This is a genomic window from Cupriavidus sp. P-10 (genome assembly GCF_003402535.2).
Lineage (GTDB): Bacteria > Pseudomonadota > Gammaproteobacteria > Burkholderiales > Burkholderiaceae > Cupriavidus.
Genome location: NZ_AP025170.1, coordinates 2255058 through 2272580, shown reverse-complemented (window position 1 = coordinate 2272580; position 17523 = coordinate 2255058). Strand labels below are relative to the sequence as shown.

The 17523-nt window shown below is 67.7% G+C and carries 14 protein-coding genes and 1 other RNA gene; 13 read left to right on the top strand and 2 right to left on the bottom strand.

Going from position 1 to position 17523, the window contains the following annotated elements; all coding sequences use genetic code 11:
- Positions 1–106 precede the first annotated feature (106 nt).
- Positions 107–205, bottom strand: an RNA gene (gene ffs / locus CTP10_RS10440) — signal recognition particle sRNA small type.
- 216 nt (positions 206–421) lie between these two features.
- On the opposite strand from ffs, the gene CTP10_RS10435 reads away from it, so the two are divergent.
- The 12 genes from CTP10_RS10435 (at position 422) to CTP10_RS10380 (ending at position 15461) form a co-directional block, all read left to right on the top strand.
- Positions 422–2908 (top strand): adenosylcobalamin-dependent ribonucleoside-diphosphate reductase, encoded by a 2487-nt coding sequence (locus CTP10_RS10435; RefSeq protein WP_116322037.1) that lies wholly within the window; start codon positions 422–424, stop codon positions 2906–2908.
- Between the two features lie 120 nt (positions 2909–3028).
- Positions 3029–5455, top strand: a complete 2427-nt coding sequence (locus CTP10_RS10430; protein ID WP_116322038.1) for a DNA polymerase III subunit gamma/tau — start codon at positions 3029–3031, stop codon at positions 5453–5455.
- 71 nt (positions 5456–5526) lie between these two features.
- Positions 5527–5859, top strand: coding sequence for a YbaB/EbfC family nucleoid-associated protein (locus CTP10_RS10425; RefSeq protein ID WP_012353187.1), 333 nt, complete (start codon positions 5527–5529; stop codon positions 5857–5859).
- 20 nt (positions 5860–5879) lie between these two features.
- Positions 5880–6494 (top strand): recombination mediator RecR, encoded by a 615-nt coding sequence (gene recR / locus CTP10_RS10420; protein ID WP_116322039.1) that lies wholly within the window; start codon positions 5880–5882, stop codon positions 6492–6494.
- A 67-nt stretch (positions 6495–6561) separates the two neighbouring features.
- A complete protein-coding gene (locus CTP10_RS10415) occupies positions 6562–7467 on the top strand; it encodes a LysR substrate-binding domain-containing protein (RefSeq protein ID WP_116322040.1) in 906 nt (301 codons plus the stop codon).
- 184 nt (positions 7468–7651) lie between these two features.
- Complete coding sequence (locus tag CTP10_RS10410) at positions 7652–8848, top strand: CaiB/BaiF CoA transferase family protein (RefSeq protein ID WP_116322041.1); 1197 nt, start codon at positions 7652–7654, stop codon at positions 8846–8848.
- On the top strand, positions 8845–9813 hold the full coding sequence (locus CTP10_RS10405) for a hydroxymethylglutaryl-CoA lyase (RefSeq protein WP_116322042.1): 969 nt from the start codon (positions 8845–8847) through the stop codon (positions 9811–9813). Before CTP10_RS10410 ends, CTP10_RS10405 begins: the two co-directional genes overlap by 4 nt.
- Before the next feature lie 50 nt (positions 9814–9863).
- Complete coding sequence (locus tag CTP10_RS10400) at positions 9864–10895, top strand: Bug family tripartite tricarboxylate transporter substrate binding protein (RefSeq protein WP_116322043.1); 1032 nt, start codon at positions 9864–9866, stop codon at positions 10893–10895.
- Positions 10896–11036: 141 nt separating this feature from the next.
- Positions 11037–12428, top strand: a complete 1392-nt coding sequence (locus CTP10_RS10395; RefSeq protein ID WP_271815163.1) for an IS4 family transposase — start codon at positions 11037–11039, stop codon at positions 12426–12428.
- 203 nt (positions 12429–12631) lie between these two features.
- Complete coding sequence (locus tag CTP10_RS10390; protein ID WP_116320372.1) at positions 12632–13675, top strand: ABC transporter substrate-binding protein; 1044 nt, start codon at positions 12632–12634, stop codon at positions 13673–13675.
- A gap of 117 nt (positions 13676–13792) precedes the next feature.
- Positions 13793–14605 carry an ABC transporter ATP-binding protein gene (locus CTP10_RS10385; protein ID WP_116320373.1) on the top strand — a complete coding sequence of 271 codons (813 nt, stop codon included), beginning with the start codon at positions 13793–13795 and terminating at the stop codon, positions 14603–14605.
- A gap of 64 nt (positions 14606–14669) precedes the next feature.
- Positions 14670–15461, top strand: coding sequence for an ABC transporter permease (locus CTP10_RS10380; protein ID WP_116320374.1), 792 nt, complete (start codon positions 14670–14672; stop codon positions 15459–15461).
- A gap of 99 nt (positions 15462–15560) precedes the next feature.
- Here the strand turns inward: CTP10_RS10380 and CTP10_RS10375 are convergent, their stop codons facing one another.
- Positions 15561–16535, bottom strand: coding sequence for an NADPH:quinone oxidoreductase family protein (locus tag CTP10_RS10375; protein ID WP_116320375.1), 975 nt, complete (start codon positions 16533–16535; stop codon positions 15561–15563).
- Between the two features lie 231 nt (positions 16536–16766).
- Here CTP10_RS10375 and surE point away from each other — a divergent pair, with 231 nt between their 5' ends.
- The gene (gene surE, locus CTP10_RS10370; protein WP_116320376.1) at positions 16767–17519 is read left to right on the top strand and encodes a 5'/3'-nucleotidase SurE; all 753 of its coding nucleotides are present in this window, start codon (positions 16767–16769) and stop codon (positions 17517–17519) included.
- Positions 17520–17523 lie beyond the last annotated feature (4 nt).

The window sequence follows — 17523 nt, the reverse complement described above, 5'->3', positions numbered from 1 at the left end:
GGCGCTGCAAGCGGCGTGCGGATCCCGATGAGCTGTTCGCGCGAGCGCAGGCTGAAGCGGCGAAGGGGCTGAAGCGGTGGAAGGGTACAGCAGGAGGGAGATAGAGGTGGACGAGCCTGACCCTCGGCACTGGCGGAAAACGGCTGTGGCTGCTTCGTTCCCGACCTGACCAGGTTGACCGCGCCACCATGCGAGGAGGCCCGTCCGAGCGGCATTGTAACCTAGTCTGGGCGATCGCGTCGAATTGCCTCACCACGCGCGGGTCATTGCGTTTGGCAACGCCGCGGCTTGATCTGGCGCAGGCGATGCCAGCCGCGCGGGCCCGACCATGGCAGGCCGCCGCACTTTCGCGGCGCGGCGCACCGGCGGTGCGTCCCGGACCCACTGAATCACCAACCTTCGGAGCGTGGTGAGCCCAGACATGAACGCAAACGACCAGATCATTCGCGGTGCCATGGCGCCGCAGGAAATCTCCACCGAAGTCCTGATCGAAAAATACGCCAAGGGCGAAGAGCACAGCATTGCCGAGGTCAGGCAGCGCGTGGCGCGCGCGCTGGCACAGGCCGAGCCCGAGGACGAGCGCGAGGCCTGGAGCGCGCGCTTCCTGTGGGCGCAGGAAAACGGCTTCGTGCCCGCCGGGCGCATCAATTCCGCTGCGGGAACCGGCATCCAGGCCACGCTGATCAACTGTTTCGTGCAGCCGGTGGGTGATTCGGTGTCGGAAGCGCGGGACGGGCGGCCCAGCATTTACACCGCGGTGGCGCAGGCGGCCGAGACCATGCGTCGCGGTGGCGGCGTCGGCTATGACTTTTCGGCGATCCGGCCGGCGGGCGCGCTGGTGCGCGCGACGCATTCGCGCGCGTCTGGGCCGGTGTCGTTCATGAAGGTGTTCGATGCCTCGTGCGCGACCGTGGAATCCGCTGGCGCGCGCCGCGGCGCGCAGATGGGCGTGCTGCGCTGCGACCATCCGGATGTCGAAAGCTTTATCCACGCCAAGGACAAGGGCGACCTGACCAACTTCAATATCTCGATCGGCGTGACCGACGAATTCATGCGCGCGGTGCAGGACGATGGCGAGATCGAGCTGATCCATGAAGCCGAGCCCGGCGTCGACATGATTGCCGCCGGCGCTTACCGCCGCGACGACGACCAGTGGGTGTACCGCCGCTTGCCGGCGCGGCAATTGTGGGACCAGGTGATGCAGGCCACCTACGACCACGCCGAGCCCGGCATCCTGTTCCTGTCGCGCATCAACGCCGACAACAACCTCTATTACTGCGAGCGCATCGAGGCCACCAATCCCTGCGCGGAGCAGCCGCTGCCGCCGTATGGCTGCTGCTGCCTGGGCTCGATCGACCTGACGCGCTTCGTGCGCCAGCCGTTCTCGGCGCAGGCTGAATTCGATTTCGATGCCTTTGCCGAGGTGGTGCGCGTGGCCACGCGCATGCTCGACAATGTGCTCGACGTGACCTTCTGGCCGTTGCCGGCGCAGCAGGCCGAGGCTCATGCCAAGCGCCGCGTGGGGCTGGGCTTCCTGGGGCTGGGCAGCGCGCTGGTGATGCTGGGCCTGCGCTACGACACCGAGCCGGCGCGGCAACTGGCGGCGCGCATTGCCGAACGCATGCGTGACGAGGCCTACCTGGCCTCGACCGAACTGGCGGCACAGAAGGGTGCCTTCCCGCTGCTGGATGTCGACGCCTACCTGAGCAGCGGCTTCGCCAGCCGGTTGCCACAGGCCGTGCGCGATGCCATTGCGCGCAACGGCCTGCGCAACTCGCACCTGCTGTCGATCGCGCCGACCGGCACGATCACGCTGGCGTTTGCCGACAATGCCTCCAACGGCATCGAGCCGGCCTTCTCCTGGACCTATAACCGCCGCAAGCGGATGCCGGACAACAGCTACCGCTCGTTCGAGGTGGCGGACCACGCCTGGCGCCTCTACCGTCACATGGGCGCCGACATGGCGCAGTTGCCGGACAGCTTCGTCACGGCGCTGCAGATGTCGGCGCTGGATCATATGCGCATGCTGGAGGCGGTGCAGCCGTATATCGACACCAGCATCAGCAAGACCGTCAACGTGCCAGAGGACTATCCGTACGAGGCCTTCCGCCACCTGTACCTGGAGGCGTGGCAGGCGGGGCTGAAAGGGCTGGCGACCTATCGCCCCAATTCGGTGCTTGGCGCAGTGCTGTCGGTCGACGCGCCGGCGGCAGCGTCTGCAACGGTGGCTGATGACAACCCGCTGGTGCGCCCGTTCAACAGCCGGCCAGTCGGCGATCTGGAGGGCGTGACCTCCAAGGTCGAGTACCTGACCTACGAGGGCCACAAGACCGTCTACCTGACCGTCAATTTCATGCGCGTGGCCGGCGTCATCGACGGCAGCCCGGTGGCGATCGAGCGGCCGGTGGAATTCTTCATGCCGGCCGGGCAGCGCAGCGAGGGCCAGCAGTGGATCACCTCGACCATGCGGCTGCTGTCGATGGTGGCGCGCTCGGGCGGCTCGGTCGCCAAGGCGCTGGCCGACATGCGCAACGTGGTGTGGGACAAGGGCACCGTGCGCTACGGCGCGCTGGTGCGGCAGGACGGCACCGAGGTGCCGCGCTTCCATGACTCGGAGGTGGCGGCGCTGGGCTACGCGCTGCAGCGCATCCTGATCAAGCGCGGCTTCCTCGATGCCGAAGGCGGGCAGGTGCCGGTGGCGGCGCTGGCGGCCCGGCTGGCGCAGCGCGAGAGCGGCGGGGCGGCGCTGGCCGCGGATGCCGGGTCCGCCGTCCAGGCCGGCGCGGGCGTGGTCACCCCCGGGGTGGGTACCGGCAAGCCTTGCCCGGAGTGTGGCGCGCACGCCCTGCACAAGGTCGATGGCTGTGCGAAATGCGCGAATTGCGGCTACGTGGGCGAATGCGGCTGAAGTCGCCCCGCGCCTGAAACCCGCCAGCGGCGCGGCGCCGCCGGCGGGCCTGCGCTCCAGGCCGCAAACTCCGGCCCGGCGGCGGGCAGCGGGCGGTCGCCATTTGCTACAATCGCCGCCATGAGTTATCAAGTTCTAGCGCGCAAATGGCGCCCCAGGGATTTCACCACGCTGGTCGGCCAGGAGCACGTGGTCCGCGCGCTCACGCACGCGCTGGAACAGCAGCGGCTGCACCACGCCTACCTCTTCACCGGCACGCGCGGGGTCGGCAAGACCACGCTGTCGCGGATCCTGGCCAAGGCCCTGAACTGCACCGGCGCTGACGGCAACGGCGGCATCACCGCCCAGCCATGCGGGGTGTGCAAGGCCTGCACCGAGATCGACAGCGGCCGCTTCGTCGACTACATCGAGATGGACGCCGCCTCCAACCGCGGCGTCGACGAGATGGCGCAGTTGCTCGACAAGGCGGTCTATGCCCCAGGCACCGGGCGCTTCAAGGTCTACATGATCGACGAAGTGCACATGCTCACCAACCACGCCTTCAACGCCATGCTGAAGACGCTGGAAGAGCCGCCCGGGCACGTCAAGTTCATCCTCGCCACCACCGATCCGCAGAAGATCCCGGTCACGGTGCTGTCGCGCTGCCTGCAGTTCAACCTCAAGCAGATGCCCCCGGGGCATATCGTCTCGCACCTGGACCATATCCTGGCGCAGGAAGGCATCGGCCATGACGGCAACGCGCTGCGGCTGCTGGCGCAGGCCGCGCATGGCTCGATGCGCGATGCGCTGTCGCTGACCGACCAGGCGATCGCCTACAGCGCGGGTGAGGTCTCCGAGGAAGCGGTGCGCGGCATGCTGGGCGCGATCGACCAGGGCTACCTGGTGCAGCTGCTCGATGCGCTCGCCGCCGAGGACGGCGCCGCCATGCTGGGCATTGCCGATGCCATGGCCGACCGCAGCCTGTCGTTCGCCGGCGCGCTGCAGGACCTGGGTTCGCTGCTGCACAAGGTGGCGCTGGCGCAGGCCGTGCCGGCTTCGGTGCAGGACGAATGGCCGGAGGCGGACGATGTGCGCCGCCTCGCCGGCGTGTTCGACGCGCAGGAAGTGCAGCTGTTCTACCAGATTGCCAACCTCGGCCGCAATGAGCTGGCGCTGGCGCCGGACGAGTATGCCGGCTTTACCATGACGCTGCTGCGCATGCTGGCGTTCCGGCCGTCGGCGTCGCCGGAGCCGACGCCCCCGACCGTCGCGCAAGGGCAGGGTGGCGGCGCCGCGCCGTCGCGCCCGCGCAATGCGGCGCTGGCAGCCGATCCGGCCACGCCCCGGCATGCCGCGGTGGCGGCTGCGCCCGCGGTGGCAGCCGCCCCTGCCGCTATAGCGGCGCCGATGCCGGCGGCGGCAAAGCCGGCCGCGCCGGCACCCGTATCCGAACCCGTGGCCAGGTCCGCCGCGCCGGCTGTATCGGCTGTACCGGCTGCGGCCGCCGCACCAGCGCGCTCCGCGCCAGACGCTGCCATGTCGCCGGCCCGTGCCGCGCTGGCGGCCGCACGTGCCGCATCCGCGCGCGGTGGCTCGCGGAATGCCCCGCCGCCTGCCGCGCCCGCCGCCGCAGCGGCTCCCGCGCAGCGTCCGCCGGCACAGCCTTTGCGCGCGCCGGGTGCCGCTGCCGTGAGCCGTCCTGCCGCGGCTCCGGCCCGGCCGGCTCCGCAGCCGCCCGCGCAAGCCCAGGCACCGGCGCAGCGCGCTGTGCCGCAGCCCTCGGCGGCGCCCGCCAGGCCGGCTCCGGCCGCGCGCCAGCCTGAACCCGAATCGGTGCCGCCGTGGGAGATTTCCGGCGGCAGCGATGTGCCGCCATGGGAAGACCTGCCGCCGGACTTGCCGGTCATCGGCCCCTATGACAGCGACCCGGGTTTCCGTGCGGACGAGCGTGACAACGGTTTCAGCGACAACGGTTTCAGCGACAACGGTTTCAGCGACAACGGTTTCGGCGAGCCGCCGGCACGTGCCAATCCAGGCAACGGCGCACGGAACGTCGCCCCCAGGCCCGCCAGCGCGCCCGTGCGCGAAGCCGAGCCCGCGCGCGAGACCGCGGCGCCAACTGCACCGGCCGAGGGCGCCAGGTACGTCGCCCCACGCCCGCCCGCAGCGGGCGAAGACGGCTCGCCGCCGGTCTTCACCGGCGACTGGCCGGTGTTGGCTGCTGGCCTGCCGCTCAAGGGCCTGGCGCAACAACTTGCATACCAGAGCGAACTGACGCAGGTGGTCGGCACCACCTTCAACCTGCGCATCCCGGTGGCCGCCCTCGGCGAGAACGGCGTCGCCGAACGCGTGCAGCAGGCACTGTGCGACCACTTCGGCCAGCCGGTGCGCGTGCTGTGCGAAGTCGGCGCGGTCGCGGTCACCGCCGCGGCGGCCGATGCCCAGGCACGTGCCGAGCGCCAGCGCGAAGCCGAGGCCGTGATCGAGGCCGATCCCTTCGTGCAAGGGCTGCTGCGCGACTTTGGCGGCCAGATCGTGCCAGGCTCGATCCAGCCGCGCGCGGCCTGACGGCCCGGTCCGCACCATCCGCCACGAATTTCCACCACCGAATTTCCTACCGAATCCAGGAGCGTTCCATCATGATGAAAGGTCAACTCGCCGGGCTGATGAAGCAAGCCCAGCAGATGCAGGAAAACATGAAGAAGATGCAGGAGCAGCTGGCCCAGATCGAGGTCGAGGGCCAGTCCGGCGCCGGTCTCGTCAAGGTGGTCATGACCTGCAAGAACGACGTCAAGCGCGTCACCATCGACCCCAGCCTGCTGGCCGAGGGCGAGGACAAGGACCTGCTGGAGGACCTGGTCGCCGCCGCCTTCAACGACGCCGTGCGCAAGGCCGAGGCCACCACGCAGGAAAAGATGGGCTCGATGACCTCGGGCCTGCCGCTGCCCCCGGGCTTCAAGCTGCCGTTCTGAAGGCAAGCGTGAAAGCGGGTGTGAAGGGTTCCGCGCCGACTTCGCTGCAGGCGCTGGTCGAGGCGCTGCGGGTGCTGCCGGGCGTCGGGCCCAAGTCCGCCCAGCGCATGGCCTACCACCTGCTGCAGCACGACCGCGAGGGCGCGCGCAAGCTGGGCGACGCGCTGCGCGGCGCGGCGGACCATATCCGCCACTGCCAGCGCTGCAACACCTTCACCGAGCAGGAGATCTGCGAGACCTGCCTGGATGACCGCCGCGACGCCGCGCTGCTGTGCGTGGTGGAAACGCCGGCCGACCAGGTCATGATCGAGCAGACGCTGACTTACCGCGGCAAGTACTTCGTGCTGATGGGCCGGCTGTCGCCGCTGGACGGTATCGGCCCGCGCGAGATCCACCTGGACCGGCTGCTGGCGCGCGCCACCGAGCCGGAGCTGGGCGGCCCGGTCGGCGAAGTCATCGTCGCCACCAACTTCACCAGCGAAGGCGAGGCCACCGCCCACTATATCGGCGAAATGCTGAAGGCGCGCGGCCTCAAGGTGTCGCGCCTGGCGCGCGGCGTGCCGGTCGGCGGCGAGCTGGAGTACGTCGATGCCGGCACCATCGCGCGCGCGGTGATGGACCGCCGCAACCTCTGATCCCGGCCGCGCGGCGCTGCATGCCCGCACGCCGCTTCCCGGATTCTTCCGCGTCCCTGCCTGCCCCATGAACCTGGCCCGCTTCGATCTCGTCACGCTTGGCTTGTTCGTCGCCGTGGCACGGCAGGGCAGCATATCTGCCGGCGCGCGTCAGTCGCACCTGGCCATTGCGGCCGCCAGCAAGCGCATTTCGGACCTGGAGACCGCGGTGGGTGCGCCGCTGTTTTTCCGCCATGCCGCCGGCGTGCAACTGACAGAAGCCGGACAGGCTTGCTTCCACCATGCGCTGACCATCCTGCAGGATGTCGAGCGCATGGCCGGGGTGATGTCCGACTATGCGTCCGGCGTGCGCGGGCAGGTGCGCGTCTGCGCCAACACGTCGGCGATCACGCAGTTCCTGCCGGACGACCTGGCGTCGTTCATGCAGCGGCATCCAACCATCCGCATCGAGCTGGAAGAGCAGAACAGCCGCGACATCGTCGCCGCGCTGGTGGAGAACCGCGCCGACGTCGGCATCTTTGCCGACCGCACGCCGGCGGCGGGGCTGATGACGGTCGAGTACCGCCAGGACGAGCTGGTCATCATCACGCCGCCCAACCATCCGCTGGCTGCGCGCGGCCCGGTGCGCTACGCCGATACGCTCGAGTTCGACTTTGTCAGCCTGCCGCAGGAAACCTCGCTGGCGGCGCGGCTGCTCGAGGAAAGCAGCCGGCTCGACCGGCCGTTCCGCCTGCGCATCCAGGTGCGCAGCTTCGATGCCATGTGCCGCATGGTGATGGCCGGCCTGGGCGTGGGCGTGCTGCCGCGCATCGCGGCCGAGCCGCACGTCAAGTCGATGGGTTTGTCGCTGGTGTCGCTGCAGGATGCGTGGGCGCGCCGCTCGCTGCTGATCGGCCTGCGCGATCCGGCCGGGCTGACGGTGTCGGCGCGGCTGCTGATCACTCACCTGTGCGGGGACAAGGCGCCGTTCTGACGCCTTGGGCGCCAAGCGCCCCCGGAGCCTTTCGCGTTCCGAGAAAACCCGCTTCTCCGATTGCCGATTCCTGGCTCGCCCCTCGCTGGGGCACACTCCGTGCCAATGACAGACGCGGCGGGATCGATCAACGGATCGGATTTCCGCGGCGCAACAAATCCCCCGCATTGCACGGAGACACGCCATGGCGCAACAGATCCTCGAGGGCATCCGCGTTCTCGAACTCGGACAACTTATCGCCGGCCCCTTTGCCGCGAAAACCCTGGCCGACTTCGGCGCACACATCATCAAGGTAGAGCCGCCGGGGCAGGGCGATCCGCTGCGCAAATGGCGAATGCTGCATGAGGGCACGTCGGTGTGGTGGGAAGCACAGTCGCGCAACAAGGAATCGATCTGCATCGACCTGCGCCAGCCGGAAGGGCAGGCGCTGGTGCGCAAGCTGGCCGCCGAGGCCGATGTGCTGATCGAGAACTTCCGCCCCGGCACCATGGAGAAGTGGGGCCTGGGCTGGGACGTGCTGCATGCCGACAACCCGCGCCTGATCATGCTGCGCGTGTCGGGCTACGGCCAGACCGGCCCCAAGAAGGACGAGCCGGGCTTTGCCGCGGTGGCCGAGGCCATGGCGGGACTGCGTCACCTGACCGGCGAACCGGGCCGCGCGCCGGTGCGTGCCGGCTTGTCGCTGGGCGACACCATCGCCGGCCTGCACGGCGCCATGGGCGTGCTGCTCGCGCTGTACCAGCGCGATGCGCGTGGCGGCGAGGGCCAGGTGATCGACGTGGCGCTGTATGAATCGCTGTTCAACCTGAGCGAAAGCCTGCTGCCGGAATACTCTGCCTTCGGCGCGGTGCGCCAGCCCGCCGGCGGCGCGCTGCCCGGCATCGCCCCGTCCAACGCCTATCCCTGCAGCAGCGGCGAATACGTGCTGGTGGCGGCCAACGGCGATGCCATCTTCAAGCGCATGATGCTGGCCATCGGCCGGCCTGACCTGGCCGAGGATCCGGCGCTGGCGCAGAACGACGGCCGCGTGAAGCGTGTCGACGAGATCGATGCCGCCATCGCCGACTGGACCCGCACGCAGACCGTGGAATCGGTGCTGGCGGTACTGCGCGAGGCGCAGGTGCCGTCGGGCCGCATTTATACCGTCAAGGACATTGCCGAAGACCCGCACTACCGCGCCCGCGGCGTGATCGAGTCGGTGACCTCGGCCGGCGGACTCACCGTGGAAGTGCCGGGCGTGGTGCCCAAGCTGTCGGCCAGTCCGGGCGGCATCCATGACCGCGCGCCCGCGCTGGGCGAGCACACCGATGCCGTGCTGAAGCAGGCGGGCTTCGATGACGCCGCCATTGCCGACCTGCGCGCGCGCAAGGTGATCGCATGAGCGCCGCCGCCCAGCTGCGCGGCCCGGCCCGCGTCGAAATCAATGAAGTCGCGCCGCGCGACGGCCTGCAGATCGAGCCGGTGGTGGTGCCTACCGACGGCAAGGTCGCCTTCGTCGACGCGCTGTCGGCCTGCGGCTTTGCCCGCATCGAAGCCACCTCGTTCACGTCGGCACGGGCCATCCCCGCGCTGGCCGATGCCGAAGCGGTGATGCACCAGGTCCAGCGCTACCCCGGCGTGCGCTACACCGTGCTGGTGCCCAACCTGCGCGGGCTGGAGCGCGCGCTGTCGTGCCGGCCGGACGAGGTCAACCTGGTGATGTCGGCCAGCGAGACCCATAACCGCGCCAACCTGCGCATGACGCGCGAGCAATCGCAGGCGCAGTTGCTGGCGATGATCGAAGCCGCCAGCGCCGCGGGCGTGCCGGTCAACATCTCGCTGTCGACGGTGTTCGGCTGCCCCTTCGAGGGCGAGGTCGATGCCGGCGCGGTGATGGCGCTGGCCACGCGCTTCGCCGAAGCCGGCGCGGCGGGCATCACGCTGTGCGACACCACCGGCATGGCCTATCCCACGCAAGTGGCCGCACTGTGCGAGCGGTTCCAGGCTGCGCTGCCCGGCACCGGCCTGACCATCCACCTGCACAACACGCGCGGCATGGGCCTGGCCAATGCGCTGGCGGCATGGCAGACCGGCGTGACCCGCTTCGACGCGGCCGCCGGCGGCCTGGGCGGCTGTCCGTACGCGCCCGGTGCCAGCGGCAACGTCAGCACCGAGGACCTGGTCCACATGTTCGACTGCATGGGCGTGCAGACCGGCGTCAATCTCGGTGCGCTGCTCGACGCGGTGGCCGGCCTGCCCGCGCTGGTCGGGCGCGACATCCACAGCCAGTTGCTCAGCGCCGGCCCGCGCCTGCGCACGCACCAGCCGCCGGCATGGATGGCGGAGCATTTCGCGGCGCAAGCCTAGCGCCGCACCCGGACAACAACAAGACATTGGCAATACAAATGGAGACCCTCATGAAACAAGCCCTTCAACGCATCGTTGCCAGGCCCGCCACGTCTACCTTTGCCGCCCGGCGCAAGGCCGTCGCTGCCACGCTGGCGGCGCTCGGTGCTGCATGGCTGGCGCCTGCCGCGCTCGCGCAGGATGCCTATCCCAACCGCCCGGTCACGCTGGTGGTATCCGCCGCGGCAGGCGGCACCACCGACATCGCGGCACGGATGATCTCGGAGCCGCTATCCAAGGCGCTTGGCCAGCCTGTGGTGGTCGATAACAAGCCCGGCGGCAACGGCGGCATCGCCGCGCAGCTGGTGGCGCGCGCCAAGCCGGACGGCTACACGCTGATGCTGCAGTACTCGGGCTTCCACGTGATCACGCCGCTGCTGATGAAGAACCTGTCGTGGGATCCGGTCAAGGACTTCGCGCCGGTAGCCAATATCCTGTCGGCGCCGCAGGTGCTGGTAGTGCGCCAGAACCTGCCGGTCAAGTCGCTGAAGGAACTGGTCGCGTACGCCAAGGCCAACCCGGACAAGCTCAACTACGCCTCGTCGGGCAACGGTTCGCTGCAGCATGTCTCGACCGAGCTGCTGAACCAGATGGCCGGCACCAAGATCGCGCACGTTCCGTACAAGGGCACCGGCCCGGCCATCACCGACCTGCTGGGCGGCACGGTCGACCTGACCATGACTACGCCGCCGCCGCTGATGGGCCATATCGCCGCCGGCAAGCTGCGCCCGCTGGTGGTGACCAGCAAGACGCGCCTGCCCAGCCTGAAGGACGTGCCGTCGGCACCCGAGGCCGGCTACCCCGATCTCGACGTGTCGTCGTGGTTCGCGATGTATGCGCCGGCCGGCACGCCCAAGGCCGTGGTCGACAAGCTCACCGGCGAGATCGAGAAGATCATGCGTACCGAAGCCTTCCGCAAGAAGGCCGAGGAACTGGGCGCCGAGGCCAAGTACATGAACCCGCAGCAGCTGGCTCAGTACCAGAAGGCGGAACTGGCGCGCTGGGGCAAGGTGATCAAGTCTGCGGATATTCACGCTGAGTAAGCGACGCCTCCGGTCGCTGACCAGTCCAGGCTGCCAATGTTGTCTCCCCTCTCCCGCATGCGCTTGCCTTTACCCACATCTCGATTGGAAAGGTTGTAAACCGGATTGGACGGTGTTAACTTCGTGTGAAGTTGACAATCAGTGGTGGCAATTTTGCCGGATACGGAAGATCTCGAAGACTGGGCCAGCGACGAATTCAGTGGCGCACAATTGGGCGATGCGCGTCGCACGCGGCGCCTTGTGGCATTGGCGCGCGGACTGGCGCAAAAGGCCCATGTTTCGTTCCCGCAGGCCTTGAGTGGTGCCCAACTCAAGGCGGCATATCGCTTCTTTGACAATGAGGCGGTCGATCCGGGCGGAATCCTGGCGAGCCACGTCACGCAAACCGTGGGTCGCATGCAGCAGGTACCTGTCGTATTGGCGGTGCAGGACACCACGGAATTCAATCTGGCAAATTTGCCCGCGACTGAGAGGCTTGGTCACGGCACGGGCGGCAATTTGCACGGATTCATGTTGCACAGCGTGCTGGCGGTGACGCCTGAGGGCCTGCCACTGGGCGTGTTGAGCATGAAGACGTGGGTGCGTGCGCCGCAAGCATCGGGCAAGGCCGGGCAGCGCCGGGCGCTGTCCATTCGTGACAAGGAAAGCGTGAAGTGGCTGGAGGGGCTGGAATGCCTTGAGCCGCTCAAGATGCAGTGTCCGGACACGCACCTTGTTGCCGTCAGCGATCGCGAGGGCGATGTGTACGACGTGTTCCTGGCGCCGCGCCCAGCGGGGGTGGACTGGTTGGTGCGGGCCGCCTGGAATCGAGGCGTGGACCACCCAGAGAAGTATCTGTGGGAGACGGTTGCTGCGGCTCCTGTACTTGGGGAGACCGTATTGCACGTGCCCAGGAGCGGCGCCAGGCAGGCGCGTAGCGCCCGACTGGCTTTGCGTTGTGTGCCCGTCCAACTGCGACCGCCGCGCAGCCGCGGTGCAGAGGATCTACCGAGTCTCGAAGTGTTTGCCATTCACGCGCTGGAGATCGAGCCGCCCCAAGGCGTTGAGCCGCTCGAATGGATGTTGCTCAGTTCAATGCCTACCCAAACGCTGGAAGATGCGCTGGAGCGACTGAGCTGGTATGCCCGGCGCTGGACCATTGAATCCTGGCATCGTGTCCTGAAGAGTGGCTGCCAGATCGAAGCGCGGCAGTTCGGGACGCTGGAGCGGTTCCTACGTGCTACGGCGCTGTTCGCCGTGATCGGCTGGCGCATTATGTACGCGACCATGCTGGGCCGGCTCGAAGCCGATATCCCATGCTCGGCGCTACTGCAATCGCTCGAATGGCGGGCCTTGTACTGCCGCACGCACGGCACAACCAAGCCACCGGAAGAGGCGCCAAAACTCAGCGACGCGGTCCTTTGGATCGCCAAGCTCGGTGGCTACCTGGGTCGCAAAAACGACGATCCCCCGGGAGCCACCGTCCTCTGGCGCGGCTTCCTCGCCCTGCACGAAATCACCGAAATGTATCGGATCTTCCAGAAAGACGAGTAAGCCGCCGCAAGTTGTGGGTAAAGGCAAGCGCATGCGGGAGAGGGGAGCACACCGGCAACCCGCGTAGGTATAGATACCGATGCGGACCCACGATCCACCCGGTAGCATCGCAACTTGCCGCACGGCGGCACGCCGTGCTTTCGCGCATCGCCGTCCGGATCCAAACGGACAGGAAACGGACAGGAAACGGGTAGGAGACAAGCATGTATAACAAGAAATTCTGGAAGCAGTTCCTGATCGCACTGGCGCTGTTCCTGGCCGGCTGGTTCACCTTCGGCCATGCGCAGGCGCAGGGCAAGCCAGAGAAAACCAAGGTCACCATCGCGGTCGGCGGCAAGAACCTGTTCTACTACCTGCCGCTGACCATCGCCGAGCGCCAGGGCTACTTCAAGGACGAAGGCCTGGACGTCGAGATCGTCGACTTCGCCGGCGGCGCCAAGGCGCTGCAGGCCGTGGTGGGCGGCAGCGCCGACGTGGTCTCGGGCGCCTACGAGCACACCATCAACCTGCAGGGCAAGGGCCAGCGCTACCAGGAATTCGTGCTGCAAGGCCGTGCGCCGCAGATCGTGCTGGTGGTGTCGAACAAGACCATGCCCAACTTCAAGTCGATCGCCGACCTGAAGGGCAAGAAGATCGGGGTGACAGCGCCGGGGTCGTCGACCAACATGATGGCCAACTTCGTGCTGGCCAAGCATGGGCTGAAGCCGTCGGACGTGTCGTTCATCGGGGTGGGCGCCAGCGCCGGCGCGGTGGCGGCGATGCGCTCGGGCCAGATCGATGCGATGGCCAACCTCGACCCGGTGATCTCGATGCTGACGCAGAAGAACGAGGTGCGCATTGCCTCGGACACGCGCACGCTCAAGGACACGCAGGCGGTGTTTGGCGGCAGCATGCCGTCGGGCTGCCTGTATGCGTCGCAGGCCTTTATCCAGCAGAACCCCAACACCACGCAGGCGCTGACCAATGCCATGGTGCGCGCGCTCAAGTGGATGCAGAAGGCGGGCCCGTCGGACATCGTCAAGACCGTGCCGGAAAGCTACTTGCTGGGCGACCGCGCGCTGTACCTGGCCGCGTGGGACAAGGTCAAGGAAGCGATCTCGCCGGATGGCACCATGCCGGCCGACGGCCCGCGCACCGCGCTGAGCACGCTGCAGCAGTTCGACGCCGAGCTGAAGGGCAAGTCGATCAAGCTGGAAGACACCTACACCAACGCCTTCGTGCAGAAGGCCAACGCCAAGTACAAGTAAGACCGCGCCGCGCACGATCACCGGCCCGCTGCCCGCAGCGGGCCTTTGCTTTGCGGCAGCGGCAGGCATTCCCTCATCACTCGCCAGCGGCACGGACGGCGAACGACACGGTGCACCATGAGCATTCCCGCACTTTCCCTCGACAAGGTCACCTGCACCTTTGTCTCGCGCGATGACCGCAGCCAGCGCTATACCGCGGTCAAGGACGTCACGCTGTCGATCCAGCCTGGCGAGTTCGTCTCGGTGGTCGGCCCGACCGGCTGCGGCAAGTCGACGCTGCTGAATGTCGGCGCCGGCCTGCTGGAGCCCTCCAGCGGCGAGGTACGCGTGTTCGGCGAGCCGCTGCGCGGCATCAACCGGCGCGCCGGCTACATGTTCCAGACCGAGGCGCTGATGCCGTGGCGCAGCGCGCTCGACAACGTCGTCGCGGGGCTCGAATTCCGCGGCGTGGCGCGCGCCGAGGCCGTACGGCAGGGCGAGGAATGGCTGCGCCGCGTGGGCCTGGGCGGTTTCGGCGACCGTTATCCGCACCAGCTCTCGGGAGGCATGCGCAAGCGCGTGGCGCTGGCGCAGACCCTGGTGCTGGACCCGGACATCATCCTGATGGACGAGCCGTTCTCCGCGCTCGATATCCAGACTCGGCAGCTGATGGAAAACGAGGTGCTGGACCTGTGGGCCGCCAAGCGCAAGGCCGTGCTGTTCATCACCCACGACCTCGACGAGGCCATCGCCATGAGCGACCGCGTGGTGGTGCTGTCGGCGGGTCCGGCCACGCATCCCATCGGCGAGTTCGCCATCGACCTGCCGCGCCCGCGCGACGTGGCCGAGATCCGCAACCATCCGCGCTTTGTCGAATTGCACGCCGCGATCTGGGACGTGCTGCGCGAGGAAGTGCTCAAGGGCTATGCGCAACAGCGCAAGGTGGCCTGAGGCCGGCCTTCACAAGGTCACCGCAACGTCATCAAAACGTCATCACAACAACACCTGAATCCCGATGGCATTCCGTAACGACTCCAAAAGCATGCTGCGCGTCTGGCAGCTGCTGGTGCTGGTGGTGATCCTGGGCGTCTGGCACTTCGCCACGCGCTCGCAGCAGGTTGCCTTCTTCTTCGGCGAGCCGCTGATGGTCGCGCAGCGGATCTGGAACTGGTTCTTCATTGAGCGCGATATCTACCTGCACCTTGGCGTGACGCTGCTCGAGACGGTGCTGGCCTTCGGCATCGGCACGGTGGCGGGGCTGGGCGTGGGCCTGTGGCTGGCCTTGAGCCCGATGACTTCGGCCATCCTGGATCCCTACGTCAAGGCGATGAACTCGATGCCGCGCGTGATCCTGGCGCCGATCTTCGCGGTATGGTTCGGCCTCGGGATCTGGTCGAAGGTGGCGCTGGCGGTGACGCTGGTGTTCTTCATCGTCTTCTTCAACGTCTACCAGGGCGTCAAGGAAGTGAGCCCGGTGGTGCTCGCCAACGCGCGCATGCTGGGCGCAAACCGGCATCAGCTGTTGCGCCACGTGTACCTGCCGAGCGCGACCAGCTGGGTGTTTTCGTCGCTCCATACCTCGGTCGGGCTGGCTTTTGTCGGCGCGGTGGTGGGCGAGTACCTGGGCTCCGCTCGCGGCGTGGGCTACCTGATTCTGCAGGCCGAGGGCACGTTCGACATCAACACGGTGTTCGCCGGCATCGTGGTGCTGACGGCGTTTGCGCTCATGCTGGACTGGATGGTCGGCATCGGCGAGAAGCGGCTGATGAAGTGGCAGCCCAGGAGCGGGGAGACGGAGAAGCTCTGACCTCCGAGTCCGCGCTGGTTTGCTCCCCTCTCCCGCTCGCGGGAGAGGGGGCAGGGCGCCCGCCACCGGTGCCTGCTTCAGGACACGCTCAGGACGTGATCACGGCACGATCACGATCTTGCCGGTCACCTTGCGCGCTTCCATATCCTTGAGCGCCTGCGGTGCCTGTTCCAGCGGATAGCGCGCCGAGATATGCGGGCGGATCTTGCCTTCCTTCATCCAGCCCAGCATCTGCGCCATGTTGGCCTGGTTGGCCTTGGGCTCGCGGCGCACGAAATCGCCCCAGAACACGCCCACCAGCGACGCGCCCTTCAGCAGCGCCAGGTTCAGCGGCAGCTTCGGGATCTCGCCATTGGCAAAACCCACCACCAGGTAACGGCCGCGCCAGCCGATCGAGCGGAACGCCGGCTCGGCATAGATGCCGCCCACCGGGTCGTAGACGACATCCGGGCCCTTGCCGTCGGTCAGCGCCTTGACGCGCTCGCGCAGGTCTTCGGTGCTGTAGTTGATCAGCGCATCGGCACCATGTTCCTTGCACACCGCCAGCTTTTCGTCGGTCGAGGCGGCGGCGATCACGCGCGCGCCGATGGCCTTGCCGATCTCGATCGCCGCGATGCCCACGCCGCCGGCCGCGCCCAGCACCAGCATGGTCTGGCCCGCCTTCAGCTCGCCGCGGTCGATCACCGCATGGTGCGAGGTGCCGTAGGTCAGCGTGAAGGCCGCGGCGGTCTCGAAGTCGATGCCCGGCGGCATCGGCACCACCGAAGCGGCGGGCGCCTTGGCCTGCGTGGCAAATGCGCCGTTGCCCAGGTAAGCGATGACCTTGTCGCCCGGCTTGACGTGGGTGACGCCTTCGCCCACCGCATTGACCACGCCGGCCAGTTCTGAGCCGGGGCTGAACGGCAGCGCAGGCTTGGCCTGGTATTTGTTCTGGATGATGAGCACATCCGGGAAGTTGACCGCGGCCGCCTTCACGTCGATGACCACTTCGCCCGCGCCCGGCACCAGGTCAGGCAGGGTTTCGACGGTCAGCGAATCAGGGGGGCCCCAGGCTTTGCACAGTACGGCTTTCATCTTGTCTCCGTTCGATATGTGTGGCATTCGTGTGGCATTCCGCGCCAGTCAAGCTTATGCGGGCGGGCAGGGCAAGTGTAGCGTACAAATAGCACGGTCGTTCTGTTCCATGCCGAAGGCGCTGGGTCGGTTATTTGCGCCCTGCATACCGGGTCGCGGAACGCACCGGAACGCAACGCCGGCGCGGCGCGCGGGGCGCTTGCGCGGGCCGCGCTCAGGTACAATCGCGCCATGCATATCCTCCTTGCCAACGATGACGGTTATCTCGCGCCGGGACTGGCCGTTCTGCATGCTGCGCTCGCCCCGCTGGGCCGGATCACGGTCATTGCTCCGGAGCAGAACCATAGCGGCGCGTCCAACTCGCTGACGCTGCAGCGCCCGCTCTCGATCTACGAAGCGCGCGAAGGCGTGCAGAAGGGATTCCGCTTCGTCAACGGCACGCCGACCGACTGCGTGCATATCGCGCTGACCGGGCTGCTCGAAGAGAAGCCCGACCTGGTGGTGTCCGGCATCAACCAGGGGCAGAACATGGGCGAGGACGTGCTGTATTCCGGCACCGTCGCCGCCGCCATAGAAGGCTACCTGCTCGGCATCCCGTCGGTAGCCTTCTCTCAGGTCGACAAGGGCTGGGAGCATCTCGACGCAGCCGCGCGCGTAGCGCGCACCGTGGTGGAGCGCATCATCGCGCGTCCACAGGCCGAGCCCTTCCTGCTCAACGTCAATATTCCCAGCCTGCCATTCGAACACATCAAGGGCTATCGCGCCACGCGCCTGGGCAAGCGCCATCCTTCGCAGCCGGTGATCACGCAGGTCAATCCGCGCGGCGACACCAACTACTGGATCGGACCGGCCGGTGACGCGCGCGATGCCAGCGAAGGCACGGACTTCCATGCCACCGCCGCCGGCTATGTCTCGCTGACGCCGTTGCAGCTCGACCTGACCCATCGCGGACAGCTCGACGCGCTCGACCAGTGGCTGAAATAGGCAG

Excerpts from the sequence above, each read along its gene's own strand:
- CTP10_RS10435 (WP_116322037.1), top strand. The coding sequence starts at position 422 with ATGAACGCAAACGACCAGATCATTCGCGGTGCCATGGCGCCGCAGGAA.
- CTP10_RS10430 (WP_116322038.1), top strand. The coding sequence starts at position 3,029 with ATGAGTTATCAAGTTCTAGCGCGCAAATGGCGCCCCAGGGATTTCACC.
- CTP10_RS10425 (WP_012353187.1), top strand. The coding sequence starts at position 5,527 with ATGATGAAAGGTCAACTCGCCGGGCTGATGAAGCAAGCCCAGCAGATG.
- CTP10_RS10415 (WP_116322040.1), top strand. The coding sequence starts at position 6,562 with ATGAACCTGGCCCGCTTCGATCTCGTCACGCTTGGCTTGTTCGTCGCC.
- CTP10_RS10410 (WP_116322041.1), top strand. The coding sequence starts at position 7,652 with ATGGCGCAACAGATCCTCGAGGGCATCCGCGTTCTCGAACTCGGACAA.
- CTP10_RS10405 (WP_116322042.1), top strand. The coding sequence starts at position 8,845 with ATGAGCGCCGCCGCCCAGCTGCGCGGCCCGGCCCGCGTCGAAATCAAT.
- CTP10_RS10400 (WP_116322043.1), top strand. The coding sequence starts at position 9,864 with ATGAAACAAGCCCTTCAACGCATCGTTGCCAGGCCCGCCACGTCTACC.
- CTP10_RS10390 (WP_116320372.1), top strand. The coding sequence starts at position 12,632 with ATGTATAACAAGAAATTCTGGAAGCAGTTCCTGATCGCACTGGCGCTG.
- CTP10_RS10385 (WP_116320373.1), top strand. The coding sequence starts at position 13,793 with ATGAGCATTCCCGCACTTTCCCTCGACAAGGTCACCTGCACCTTTGTC.
- CTP10_RS10380 (WP_116320374.1), top strand. The coding sequence starts at position 14,670 with ATGGCATTCCGTAACGACTCCAAAAGCATGCTGCGCGTCTGGCAGCTG.
- CTP10_RS10375 (WP_116320375.1), bottom strand. The coding sequence starts at position 16,535 with ATGAAAGCCGTACTGTGCAAAGCCTGGGGCCCCCCTGATTCGCTGACC.
- surE (WP_116320376.1), top strand. The coding sequence starts at position 16,767 with ATGCATATCCTCCTTGCCAACGATGACGGTTATCTCGCGCCGGGACTG.